At 44.1% G+C, this 12,684-nt stretch carries 10 protein-coding genes; all 10 read left to right on the plus strand.

Annotated features, from left to right (window positions below):
- The first annotated feature begins 2 nt into the window (after window positions 1–2).
- Window positions 3–1,085 carry a phospho-N-acetylmuramoyl-pentapeptide-transferase gene (gene mraY, locus AC438_RS00255; RefSeq protein WP_053979271.1) on the plus strand — a complete coding sequence of 361 codons (1,083 nt, stop codon included), beginning with the start codon at window positions 3–5 and terminating at the stop codon, window positions 1,083–1,085.
- Window positions 1,086–1,109: 24 nt separating this feature from the next.
- A complete protein-coding gene (gene murD, locus AC438_RS00260) occupies window positions 1,110–2,450 on the plus strand; it encodes a UDP-N-acetylmuramoyl-L-alanine--D-glutamate ligase (protein WP_053979272.1) in 1,341 nt (446 codons plus the stop codon).
- Window positions 2,447–3,607 (plus strand): putative lipid II flippase FtsW, encoded by a 1,161-nt coding sequence (gene ftsW / locus AC438_RS00265; RefSeq protein ID WP_082353793.1) that lies wholly within the window; start codon window positions 2,447–2,449, stop codon window positions 3,605–3,607. The genes murD and ftsW overlap by 4 nt, the downstream gene beginning before the upstream one ends.
- Window positions 3,597–4,760, plus strand: coding sequence for an undecaprenyldiphospho-muramoylpentapeptide beta-N-acetylglucosaminyltransferase (murG, locus tag AC438_RS00270; protein WP_238376287.1), 1,164 nt, complete (start codon window positions 3,597–3,599; stop codon window positions 4,758–4,760). The genes ftsW and murG overlap by 11 nt, the downstream gene beginning before the upstream one ends.
- On the plus strand, window positions 4,753–6,240 hold the full coding sequence (gene murC / locus AC438_RS00275; protein WP_053979273.1) for a UDP-N-acetylmuramate--L-alanine ligase: 1,488 nt from the start codon (window positions 4,753–4,755) through the stop codon (window positions 6,238–6,240). The genes murG and murC overlap by 8 nt, the downstream gene beginning before the upstream one ends.
- A gap of 4 nt (window positions 6,241–6,244) precedes the next feature.
- Window positions 6,245–7,225, plus strand: coding sequence for a D-alanine--D-alanine ligase (locus tag AC438_RS00280; RefSeq protein ID WP_082353797.1), 981 nt, complete (start codon window positions 6,245–6,247; stop codon window positions 7,223–7,225).
- Between the two features lies 1 nt (window position 7,226).
- Window positions 7,227–8,051 (plus strand): cell division protein FtsQ/DivIB, encoded by an 825-nt coding sequence (locus AC438_RS00285; protein WP_053979274.1) that lies wholly within the window; start codon window positions 7,227–7,229, stop codon window positions 8,049–8,051.
- Window positions 8,052–8,403: 352 nt separating this feature from the next.
- Entirely contained in the window at window positions 8,404–9,636 is a 1,233-nt protein-coding gene (gene ftsA, locus AC438_RS00290) for a cell division protein FtsA (protein ID WP_053979275.1), read from the plus strand.
- Window positions 9,637–9,876: 240 nt separating this feature from the next.
- Window positions 9,877–11,034 (plus strand): cell division protein FtsZ, encoded by a 1,158-nt coding sequence (gene ftsZ / locus AC438_RS00295; protein ID WP_053979276.1) that lies wholly within the window; start codon window positions 9,877–9,879, stop codon window positions 11,032–11,034.
- Window positions 11,035–11,375: 341 nt separating this feature from the next.
- The gene (lpxC, locus tag AC438_RS00300) at window positions 11,376–12,287 is read left to right on the plus strand and encodes a UDP-3-O-acyl-N-acetylglucosamine deacetylase (RefSeq protein WP_053979277.1); all 912 of its coding nucleotides are present in this window, start codon (window positions 11,376–11,378) and stop codon (window positions 12,285–12,287) included.
- Window positions 12,288–12,684: the final 397 nt, after the last annotated feature.

Raw genomic sequence — 12,684 nt, forward strand, 5'->3', positions numbered from 1 at the left:
GCATGTTAGTTTGGTTGGCGGAGCTATTACAGCCGCATTTTAGTGCTCTTGATGTTGTGCGTTATCTATCATTGCGTGGTATTTTGGGTGTATTGACCTCTTTAAGCATTTGTTTGTTTTTAGGGCCTTGGTTTATTCGCAAGCTTGTTTCTTTGCAGATAGGTCAATCGGTCCGCAATGATGGTCCACAAAGCCACTTAAGTAAACAAGGCACGCCGACAATGGGCGGCGCATTGATTTTATTTGCGATAGGGGTCAGCGTCTTCCTCTGGTCTGATTTGACGAATCGTTATGTATGGGCTGTTTTGTTTATTACCTTTTCGTACGGTGCCATCGGTTGGGTGGATGACTACCGTAAAGTTGTGGAAAAAAACTCCAAAGGTTTACCGGCTAAATGGAAGTATTTTTGGCAGTCAACAGCGGCTTTTATAGTGGCAATTTTTTTATATGTCACGGCACAAACTCCTGTAGAAACACAGCTCTTTATTCCTTTTTTTAAAGATATAGCCATTAATTTAGGGCCGGCTTATTTGCTGGTGGTATATTTTGTGGTGGTGGGTAGCTCTAATGCTGTGAATTTAACCGATGGTTTAGATGGGTTGGCGATCATGCCCACTGTAATGGTGGGTGCGGCATTAGGCATTATTGCGTATTTAGTGGGTAACGCAAAATACGCAGCTTATTTACATGTGCCTTATATTGCCGGTGCAGGGGAGTTAATTGTTTTTTGTGCCGCCCTAGCCGGAGCAGGTTTAGGGTTCCTATGGTTTAACACCTACCCTGCACAAGTCTTTATGGGTGATGTTGGTGCTTTAGCGCTGGGTGGTGCATTAGGTGTGATTGCTATTATCGTTCGTCATGAGCTTGTCTTTTTTGTAATGTCTGGTGTTTTTGTTATGGAGACCGTTTCCGTGATTTTACAGGTGGGTAGTTTTAAATTGACAGGGCGAAGGATTTTTAGAATGGCGCCACTACATCATCATTTCGAATTAAAAGGCTGGCCTGAGCCACGCGTTATTGTCCGTTTTTGGATTATTACTGTAATGCTTGTCTTATTAGGGCTTGCGACACTTAAATTGCGATAATCACAAGCGATACGAGGAAGTGATGTGAGCCTAATTGCTACAAATAAATATACGTTGGTCGTAGGTCTTGGTTTGTCGGGTGTCTCGGCTGCTCGTTATTTACTGGCACAAGGCGTTAATGTTGTTGCCTGCGATACTCGAAAAAACCCGCCAAACATAGTGCAAGTGAAGCAAGATTTACCCTGTTTAGCAATTGAGCTAGGTGCTCTAGATGAAGAGCTTTTTGTGCATGCGCAAGAAATTATTATTAGCCCTGGTATGTCGCGTAAAACGGCGGTCATTCAAAAAGCATTAGCTGCGGGCGTGCCGGTTATTGGTGATGTTGAGCTATTTGCTCGCGCCGTACAAGCGCCGGTCATTGCGATTACTGGTTCAAATGGTAAGTCGACAGTCACCACGCTGGTTGGTGAAATGGCTAAGGCGGCCAATATTTCAGTGCAAGTGGCGGGCAATATTGGCCTACCCGTATTACAAGCATTGAGTTCTGATGTTGAATTATATGTTCTAGAACTGTCGAGCTTTCAGTTAGAAAGCACATCATCACTCAAACCTGTTGTAGCAACTATTTTGAATGTCAGCGCTGATCATATGGATCGCTATGAGAGCTTTATAGAGTACGCCCTGACAAAGCAGCGTGTCGCCTTTGGTGCAAAAACGGTTGTGTTCAATAAGCAAGACCCTTTAACCGAGCCACCGATTGCTGATGGCGTTAAGCGCGTCTGTTTTACAGCGGGTGAGCCAGATTTAAAAGAATACGGTTTTAGCGAAGGCCACTTGGTACGAGGTTTTAATAAGCTAGTCGCTGCGAGCAAGTTAAAAATAGCCGGTAAGCACAATATGATGAATGCTTGCGCAGCTTTGGCCATTGCCGAGGCCGCAGATATTCCCATTGAGTCGTGCCTTGCAGCACTTAAGCAATTTGCAGGTCTTGCACATCGTTGTGAACGCATTATTTATAGTGCCGGTATCGATTATATTAATGACTCAAAAGCGACGAATGTTGGAGCGGCTGTTGCCGCGTTAGAAGGCTTAGCTAATCAAAAGAACATACATATTATTTTAGGCGGTGATGGTAAAGGTGCTGATTTTTCGCCATTATTACCAGCATTACAAGCCTATGCTAAGAGTGTTGTTGTTATTGGCAAGGATGGCGACACAATAAAAACCCTCATTCATCATAATATTGCAACATTGTGCGTGTCGTCAGCGAATACTCTGCCAGAAGCCGTTAAGCTTGCACATGCTCAGGCGAGAGATGGCGATGTGGTTTTATTATCGCCAGCCTGCGCGAGTCTTGATATGTTCAAAAATTTTGAACAGCGAGGTGAAATATTCGCTCAAGTCGTCAGAGACATTGTTTCATGAGTGCTCTGTTTTTAAATACGCACAGTGCATTAAATCACGCTGACTGGAAAGTAAGACTTGCGCGTCTTGATTGGTACTTGTTAACCGTCGTGCTGGCATTAATGTCTTTTGGTTTGGTCATGATTTTGTCAGCCTCTATTGATTTGGCCGCACATAGCTATAAAGATCCGTGGTTTTTCTTTAAACGCCATGCGCTTTATTTATGCGTAGCGTTGGTCGGTGCGATAATGATTTTTAGCTTGCCCAGTCAAGCGTGGAATCGTTTAGGTATTGTTTTTTTGATTATTGGTATCGCGTTACTTGTGGCTGTTCTTATCCCTGGAGTCGGGAAGATGGTGAATGGTAGTCGTCGTTGGTTGGGCGTGGGTCCTTTTTCACTTCAAGCTTCTGAGGCGGCAAAGTTTTGTTTTATAGTGTTTTTTGCAAGTTTTTTAAGTCGTCGTACTTTTGAGTTTAAAAATGGGTGGAGTGCATTTTTTAAGCTGCTCGTTATTTTAGGTGCTTTTGTGATTTTATTATTGCTTGAGCCAGATTTTGGTAGTTCTGTTGTTTTATGTATTACCGCCGGAGCTATGATGTTTATAGCTGGTGTTCCTGTATTACGATTTGTGTTTTTGGCGTTATTAGCCGTTGTGGGTTTGGCCTTCATGGCTGTCGCCTCACCTTATCGCTGGCAACGTCTCGTAACTTTTTTAGATCCTTGGGCGGATCAGTTTTCTAGCGGTTATCAGTTAGTACAATCGTTGATTGCATTTGGTCGTGGCGAATGGTTTGGGTTGGGTTTGGGCAATAGTTTGCAAAAATTGTTCTTTTTACCTGAAGCACATACTGATTTTATTTTTTCGATTGTGGCAGAAGAGTTTGGTTTGATCGGTGCATTAGTGTTAGTTGCTTGTTTTGTTATATTGGTGTGGCGTATTTTATTGTTAGCTTTTAAGGCATATAAGCAAGAAGCTTTTTTTGCTAGCTACTGTGCTATGGGGGTCGCTATGTTATTCAGCGCGCAAGCATTCATTAACATGGGGGTAGCCTCTGGCTTGTTGCCAACTAAAGGGTTGACACTACCTTTTGTAAGCTCTGGTGGTAGCAGTTTACTGGTATGTACCGCATTGATTGCGTTGGTTTTACGCTTGGGTTGGGAGCTGAATGATGAGTAATAAAAGCACTTGCACACAAGCGCAGGCTACTTCAAAGATATTAATCATGGCTGGCGGCACGGGCGGCCATGTGTTTCCTGCTTTGGCAGTCGCCAAGCACTTACAACAGCGCGGTGTTGAGGTTCATTGGATCGGCACCACACGCGGTATAGAGGCTAAAATTGTCCCGGCACATACTATCCCTTTACATACTATTGATATTGCCGGATTACGGGGTAAATCATGGCTGGGCTTCATAACAGGGCCTTTTGCTATTGCAAAAGCAATAATGCAGGCACGCCATATTATTCAGTTAATTAAACCAAATGTAGTTTTGGGTATGGGTGGCTATGCTGCAGGTCCAGGGGGCATTGCAGCACGTTTACTGGGAGTACCATTAATTGTGCATGAACAAAATGCGACACCCGGCAGTACAAATAAAATATTAGCTAAATTAGCGCAACATGTTTTATGTGGTTTTCCAGGTGCTTTAAATAAAGGTGTTTTTGTCGGTAACCCTGTGCGTGAAGTGTTTTATCAACAGCCATTACCTGAGTTACGCTTTGCTACTCAAAAGAGTACATTTAATGTGTTGATACTCGGTGGTAGCTTAGGTGCGCGAGCTCTTAATCAAACTGTACCAGCGGCATTAGCATTGTTGCCTGAAACAATGCCAATGCATGTTGTACATCAATCAGGCACTGCGACACGTCAGCAAGCACTTGAAGCTTATCAAACCTTACAGCTCCATAGGCCCCTATTTAATGTCGAGCTGCCTGAGTTTATTGACAATGTTGCCGAGCAGATTGCAGCTGCCGATTTAGTGATTTGCCGCGCTGGTGCTTTAACTATTGCTGAGCTGGCCGCTGTTGGAGCTGCATCAATTCTTGTGCCCTTCCCGCATGCTATCGATGATCATCAAACAGCGAATGCTCGCTGGTTGAGTGATAAGGGTGCAGCTATTTTATGTCCAGAATCTGATTTAACAGCTCAGTATCTCGCTCAGCAATTACAACAGCTTTTACCTAACCACGCCAAATTAAAAGAAATGGCTAATTTAGCGCTGATGCAAAGTGATCGCATCGACAGTAAAAGTAATTTAGGTCAATATTATAAAAAACAAACCGCTACACAAAGGGTCAGTCGGTATTGTGCGGAGTATTTAAATGTCTGATATTAGTATTTACCAAACGCCAGAAATGCGCCGCATTCGTCGCATTCATTTTATTGGTATAGGTGGTGCAGGAATGAGTGGTATTGCTGAGGTATTGTTAAACCAAGGCTATGATATTTCCGGCTCTGATGTGAAGGCGTCAAAGACAACTGCGCGCCTAGCAGGTATGGGTGTGAAAGTATTTATCGGTCATGATCAGAGCAATATAGAGGGCGTCGATGTCGTTGTTAATTCTAGTGCGATTCATCATGAAAACCCTGAAGTGGCCGCCGCCAAAAAAGCGCGAATACCTGTTGTAAGGCGTGCCGAAATGCTCGCTGAGCTGATGCGTTACCGGCACGGTATTGCAGTTGCAGGCACGCATGGTAAAACCACAACCACCAGTTTATTAGCCGCGATTTTTGCAGCGGCAGGGCAGGACCCTACGTTTGTGATTGGTGGGTTATTAAATAGCGCAGGGTGTAATGCACAGCTAGGTGCAAGTCGCTACTTACTTGCTGAAGCCGATGAAAGTGACGCATCATTTTTACACTTACAGCCCATGGTATCGATTGTGACAAATATTGATGCCGATCATATGGAGACCTATGGCGGAGACTTTGAAAAACTGAAGAAAACCTTTATTGAGTTTTTGCACAACCTGCCTTTTTATGGTTTAGCTGTCGTCTGTGGTGATGATGATATTGTACAAAGTATTTTGCCGAAAGTGTCACGTTCAATTATTACGTATGGCTTCGGTGAAATGTGCGACTATCAAGCTTTTGATGTTGTGCAAACGGCTAAGTCACAGACTTTTAAAGTGAAGACGCCTCATCAAAATGAACCTTTGTTGTTGCAGGTGAACTTGCCTGGTAAGCACAATATTTTAAATGCTACAGCCGCGTTGGCGGTTAGCCTAGAAGAAGGCTTGGATGTTCAGTCTATTGCAAAAGGGTTAAAGGAATTTGCAGGGGTGGGGCGACGTTTTGAAATATATGGTGAATATGCTTTGCCGAACACTTCTGAGTCTGTAAAAAAAACCATAACGACAGCCATGTTAGTGGATGATTATGGTCATCATCCGCGCGAAGTTGCCGCGACTATTGCCGCTATTCGAGAGGGTTGGCCGACTCGCCGATTAGTAATGATTTATCAGCCCCATCGCTATACGCGTACGCGGGATTTATTTGAGGATTTTATTGATGTTTTGTCCTCAGTAGACCAATTAATTTTACTCGAAGTCTACAGCGCGGGTGAATCGGTGATTGCAGGTGCTGATGGTAGGCATCTAAGTCGTAGTATTCGCGCTCGCGGTTTTGTGGAGCCTGTGTTTGTTGAAGATATAGCGCAGGTACCTGAAGTACTGAAAAAAATGGTTAAGCCAGGCGATATCGTTATTACTCAGGGGGCTGGTAATGTTGGCACCTTAGCGACAACGCTCGATACCACTTTAGCAGAGTTAATGGCTCCAAAAGTTGACAAACTCAGTGATGTGGAGTGAGCGGATGAGCGAGCAAAAAGTACAATTGAATAATGACAGTCGGACTCTAACACCTTTGAATAATCACGAGGTGGCATCATCACTGAAAACAATTGCCGTGTTATACGGTGGGACCTCAGCTGAAAGAGAAATCTCCTTGCAAAGCGGTGTGTGCGCAATAGAGGCGTTGCGGGCGCAAGGGGTTGAGGTATTAGCCATTGACACTCAGTATCCCTTCATCGAACAACTGCAAAATACAGTACTTAGCGGTGCTTTTATTGCTCTGCATGGCGTGGGTGGTGAAGACGGACAAATTCAAGGTTTACTGGAAAGCTTAAATATTCCTTACACGGGAAGTGGTGTATTAGCTTCTGCACTTTGTATGGATAAATTACGCACGAAGCAATTGTGGTGTGGTATGCGCCTGCCTACGCCGCGGTTTTTAACGTTAACGCAAAGCACTAACTGGCAAGAGGCGATCGATTATCTAGGTGGTGAGGCTATGGTTAAGCCTGCTCATGAAGGCTCTAGCATCGGTATGAGTCGTGTTAATACCGCTGAAAGTCTACAACAAGCTTATAATGACGCGGCGCAATACGATACGAGTGTTTTGGCAGAGCAATTTATTGTTGGTGCTGAATACACAGTTGCCATATTAGATGGTGTAGCTTTGCCAGCGATTAAATTAGAGCCTAATAGTACATTTTATGACTTTAATGCAAAATATTTGGCTGATGATACTCAATACCTTTGCCCTTGCGGTTTAAATTCTGAGGATGAAGCCTTATTGTCCCAGCTAGCATTAAGTGCGTTTAGCGCGGTTGGTGCTACTGGTTGGGGCCGAGTCGATATTATGGCCGATCAGGATGGAAAATTTTATTTGTTAGAGGTGAATACTGCCCCAGGCTTGACCACGCATTCGCTAGTACCTATGGCAGCTCAAGCGGCAGGCCTATCTTTTGAAGATTTAATGTTGCGTATAGCCTCTCAGGTATTGGAGGCTTAAATTGAGTGTCTTTTGGGCTGCGGTTAAGCCTACGCGCGGAGCCAGCCCTAAAAAGCGCAAAGCAACAAGCAAAGTTGCAACAAGGTATAGAGTACCTTGGAAGAGTATCGGCATGAGCTTAGTCTTGGTGAGCCTGTTAGGTTTTATGGGGTGGAGTTTATACAAGATCGAGCCCTTAAAAATAATACAAGAGTATACTAATAGGCCGATTGCAAATGTCAGTATTCAAGGTGAGTTCAAATACGCTTCGCAAGCCCATATTGAGGCTTTGGTAGCTGAAAAGCTCAGTAACACATTCTTAGAATTGGATATAATGGCGTTAAAAAGCCACCTAGAGAAGCACCCTTGGATCGATCGCGCGGTGGTGGCAAGGCAGTGGCCTGATACGTTATTAATAAAAATCATAGAGCAACAGCCGATCGCACGTTGGAATAATCAAGGTTTTTTAAATTTAAGAGGCGAAATTGTCAATTTAAGTAACAAAACTGAATTAAATCATCTACCTTTATTGAGGGCCGATGATCGATATACCGAACGTGTAATGCAACAATATGTTCTAATGGCAAAGTTGTTAAGTGAATATCAATTTGCACCTTTAGTATTAGAGTTGGATAATACCTTGGCATGGTCTTTAACAATAGCGCCGGCGGTAACTATTAAATTAGGGCGAGATGATTCAATAGAGAAATTACAGCGGCTGATGCGGGTATTGCAGCATGATTTAAATCATCATGCTGCCTATATAGAAACGGTTGATATGCGATATAAACAGGGATTTGCCATCAGCTGGAAGCAAGATACTGCGGTCGCAATCGATGGTCAGTAATTGTGAAGTGTAAATGCCGACAAATACTAAGCAATACGTCTGGCTAGGAGCTTACCAAGAGAGCACAAAAAGCGATATGTGTAGCACTACTCGCACGCTGCGTGAATTTTGATGAGGCCTCGTACATTAGTCAGTGTCAATATCGCGCAGAGTTGATGTGGCTATTTATGTAAAATGATGATGCCACTCAGGCTAAAAGAAAATGGCGAGCCAGCGCAGAGCGCTAACTCAGCCGAGCGCACCAAGTTAAAACCAGTTATAACGTTGTATAAATAACATTAAGCGAGCAAGAGTTGCCGCGCAGAGTGATAAAGGCTAATAAATAGTCAAGTTGATTTTTGAGGCACAGGTAATGGCGCAGTCCGGTGGTAGTAAAATGATTGTAGGGCTCGATATTGGTACATCAAAAGTTGTAGCAATAGTCGGAGAGCTTTCGCCTGAGGGTGAGCTATCAATAGTGGGTATTGGCTCGCATCGTTCTAGTGGTCTTAAAAAAGGCGTCGTGGTTAATATTGATTCAACGGTGCAGTCAATACAGCGAGCTGTTGAAGAAGCCGAGCTTATGGCGGGGTGCCAAATACACTCAGTTTACGCGGGTATTGCTGGCAGTCATATTCGGAGTTTAAATTCCCACGGGATTGTTGCAATTAAAGACCGTGAGGTTTTTTCACAAGATATTGAGCGGGTCATAGATGCCGCTCAGGCAGTTGCAATACCGGCAGATCAGCGAATTTTGCATATTCTGCCCCAAGAGTACCGTATTGATGATCAAGGTGGTGTCAAAGAGCCTTTAGGTATGTCAGGGGTACGCTTGGAGGCTAAAGTTCACTTAGTGACTTGCGCGGTGAATGCTGCGCAAAATATTGAAAAATGTATTCGGCGCTGTGGTCTTGATGTTGATGATATTATTTTGGAACAACTAGCTTCTAGCTATGCCGTATTGACCGAAGATGAAAAAGAGCTTGGTGTCTGTATGGTTGATGTTGGTGGTGGAACAACAGATATTGCGATATTTACAGAGGGTTCTATTCGTCATACAGGTGTCATTCCTATTGCGGGTGATCAGGTGACGAATGATATCGCAATGGCTTTACGTACACCGACCCAGCATGCCGAAGACATTAAAATAAAATATGCGTGTGCGCTGGGTAAGTTGGCGGGTGCCGAAGAAACTATCAAGGTTCCTAGCGTGGGAGAGCGCCCGCCACGGGACTTGTCGCGTCAAGCGCTGGCAGAGGTCGTTGAGCCGCGATATGAAGAGTTATTTACCTTAGTTTTAGCAGAACTTAGACGCAGTGGTTTTGAAGATATGTTACCAGCAGGTATTGTATTAACAGGTGGCACCGCCAAAATGGAAGGTGTTGTTGAGTTGGCGGAAGAGATATTCCATATGCCTGTGCGTCTAGGCTCACCGCAAAATATTACAGGACTTAGAGATATTGTGAATAATCCTATTTACTCTACAGGTGTGGGTTTATTGCAATATGGTTTAAAACAGCAGGGGAACACCGATGACTCAGAAACATTTGAGCCATCAGATAGCACGTGGACTCGTGTAAAAGGTTGGTTTCAGCGTAATTTATAGTACACCCAGTATTGAGTGTTGATTACGCGGCGCACAAAAGCGCTCTATAGCCTAAAATTATTAAGGTTGGCAGTCAATCTAATAACAAGATAATCAAAAAATAACGGCCGCATTGGATAAAGCAGACATCAAAAAACAATGCATACTTAAGATGGCTAATAATAAAGAATGAATTTATAACAAACTAGAGTGTCTAGTTTCGTTTGGTAAATTTAAGCTGGGGAACGATAGGGGAAAACTATGTTTGAACTGGTAGATAACATACCGCAAAACGCGGTTATTAAAGTCGTAGGTATTGGCGGCGGTGGCGGTAATGCTGTGCGCCATATGATTGAGCAGCAAGTCGAAGGCGTTGATTTTATTTGCGCGAATACTGATGCCCAAGCCCTTAAAAATGTGAGTGCCGAAACAGTTGTGCAGTTAGGGGGTCACTTAACCAAAGGTTTGGGGGCTGGCGCTAACCCTAACGTAGGACGCGAAGCGGCAATGGAAGATCGCGATCGCATTGCCGAGACATTACAAGGCGCCGATATGGTGTTTATTACAGCGGGCATGGGTGGTGGTACTGGTACAGGGGCTGCACCGGTAGTTGCTGAGGTCGCTCGTGAGCTGGGCATTTTAACGGTAGCGGTTGTCACGCGGCCCTTTCCGTTTGAAGGTCGCAAACGCATGGCGATTGCCGATGAAGGTATTAAGCAATTAAAAGATCGCGTTGATTCGTTAATTACGATTCCTAATGAAAAACTACTGGCCGTATTGGGTAAAAGTACGAGCCTGATCGATGCTTTTAAAGCCGCCAATGATGTATTGCTGGGTGCCGTACAGGGTATTGCCGATTTAATTATCCGTCCAGGTATGATTAATGTGGATTTCGCCGATGTGCGTACAGTGATGAGCGAAATGGGTATGGCCATGATGGGGAGTGGTACTGGCAAAGGTGAAAACCGTGCTCGTGAAGCAGCTGAAGCGGCAATACGTAGCCCACTGTTAGAAGACGTTAACTTGCACGGTGCGCGTGGCATATTGGTCAATATTACTGCCGGCATGGACTTATCGTTGGGTGAGTTTAACGAAGTGGGTGATACGATTGAAGAATTTGCTTCAGGCGATGCGACGGTTGTTGTGGGTACCGTGATTGACCCGGAGATGAGCGATACACTAAAAGTAACCGTAGTGGCTACTGGCTTAGGTGCTGTTGCGGCACAAGAAGAAACCGCAAAGCCAGAAAAAGTCGTCGATAATACGCGCACTGCCGATGGGGGCCTTAACTATGCCGTACTCGATAAACCCACGGTTATGCGCAATCAAAGTTCGAGCGCTGCGCCTAAGCTCGATGAAAAGGCGCGTGACATGGAATATCTGGACATTCCAGCCTTTTTACGCCGTCAAGCCGACTAACGGGCAGTATAGTCATGCTCAACTCCGCGCTTTTGGTTTACTTTTAGTTTAAACTAGCGCAATTTGTAAGATCGCATTGAACTGGCGTTGCACGGAGGCTGTTCCCCGCGCCATTAGAATGCCACCCTACCTGTTTTTTCAGGTGGGGTGTTTGTGTTTTTAAGCGCGTACAGCCTTTTTCACCGACTAGAGGTATGACTTGGGTTTGCGCACGTATATTCAGTTTGAATTCATGCTTGGGGCGGCATACTCACACACTATATATAATGAAAAACAGGCTGTATAGAGCACGCCTAATATCTAGCGGTCATCATGATGACCGCTAACAGGAATATGTTTTAATGATTAAACAGCGAACGCTTAAAAATGAAATCCGCGCGACTGGCGTTGGCTTGCATACTGGGCAAAAAATCTATTTAACATTGCGCCCGGCACCGGTGGATAGCGGTATCGTCTTTCGTCGCGTCGACCTAGACCCTATTGTTGAAATAGAGGCTAAGGCGACCAATGTCGGTGATACCACACTTTCAACGACACTCATGAAAGGTGATGTGCGGGTCTCAACTGTTGAGCACTTGCTCTCTGCTATGGCGGGCTTAGGTATTGACAATGCCATTGTCGACTTAAGTGCGGCTGAAGTACCTATTATGGATGGCAGTGCAGGCCCATTTGTATTTTTGATTCAGTCGGCCGGTATTTTAGAGCAGCCTGTGGCTAAGAAATTTATTCGTATCAAAAAAGAAATTACCGTGACCGATGGTGATAAAGTGGCAACTTTATTACCTTTTGATGGCTTCAAAGTGTCTTTTACTATTGATTTTGACCATCCTGTTTTTAAAGGCAAAAAACTAGATGCTGTTGTTGATTTTTCGAGTACCTCATTTGTTAAAGAGATTTCGCGTGCGCGCACTTTTGGTTTTATGCATGAAATAGAATATTTACGGTCAAAAGGATTGGCAAAAGGGGGTAGTGTTGATAACGCCATCGTGGTCGATAAATACCGCATTGTGAACGAAGACGGATTGCGCTATGAAGACGAGTTCGTCAAGCACAAAATTCTGGATGCGATCGGCGATTTGTATTTGCTTGGCAATACATTAATTGGTGAATTTAAAGCCTTTAAATCAGGTCACGGCCTGAATAATCTTGTATTGCGAGAACTGCTTCGCCAGCCTGATGCTTGGGAAGTAGCAACTTTTGAGGAGAACCAAGAGTCGCCCATTGCTTATCAAAAGCCTTTAGCGGTGGCTTAATTTCCAGCGTTTACTTCTGGGTTACCCATCTCTTGGGATAAGGGGCCTTTAATTGCTAAGCTTTCCATTTTTACTTGGAAGTATCGTAATTATTACCAAGCTGATAAACCGTACCTTGTAGGGCGCTAACAGATTATTTTCTGGCTATTTAAGCATCTTAAAGGGTGATAATGAATACGTAGTATCGCCTACATTGCTGCGGTAAAATAACCTAAATAGCAGCGCGCCAATGTACGATTGGCCTTTAACCGGTCAAACCAACCTTTACAAAATGCAAAAAGCCAACTCATCAAGAGTTGGCTTTTTGCATTTTGTATGACATATTCTTGCGAACACAATCTTAATCGGATTAAAATGGCATTATCGCTATTTAATGCTTAAATTTTATCTTTATTGA

Source organism: Marinagarivorans algicola, from assembly GCF_001292705.1.
Lineage (GTDB): Bacteria > Pseudomonadota > Gammaproteobacteria > Pseudomonadales > Cellvibrionaceae > Marinagarivorans > Marinagarivorans algicola.

What these genes read in the sequence shown, in the direction of transcription:
- mraY (WP_053979271.1), top strand. Translation starts at nt 3, where the DNA reads ATGTTAGTTTGGTTGGCGGAGCTATTACAGCCGCATTTTAGTGCTCTT.
- ftsW (WP_082353793.1), top strand. Translation starts at nt 2,447, where the DNA reads ATGAGTGCTCTGTTTTTAAATACGCACAGTGCATTAAATCACGCTGAC.
- murG (WP_238376287.1), top strand. Translation starts at nt 3,597, where the DNA reads ATGATGAGTAATAAAAGCACTTGCACACAAGCGCAGGCTACTTCAAAG.
- murC (WP_053979273.1), top strand. Translation starts at nt 4,753, where the DNA reads ATGTCTGATATTAGTATTTACCAAACGCCAGAAATGCGCCGCATTCGT.
- AC438_RS00280 (WP_082353797.1), top strand. Translation starts at nt 6,245, where the DNA reads ATGAGCGAGCAAAAAGTACAATTGAATAATGACAGTCGGACTCTAACA.
- ftsA (WP_053979275.1), top strand. Translation starts at nt 8,404, where the DNA reads ATGGCGCAGTCCGGTGGTAGTAAAATGATTGTAGGGCTCGATATTGGT.
- ftsZ (WP_053979276.1), top strand. Translation starts at nt 9,877, where the DNA reads ATGTTTGAACTGGTAGATAACATACCGCAAAACGCGGTTATTAAAGTC.
- lpxC (WP_053979277.1), top strand. Translation starts at nt 11,376, where the DNA reads ATGATTAAACAGCGAACGCTTAAAAATGAAATCCGCGCGACTGGCGTT.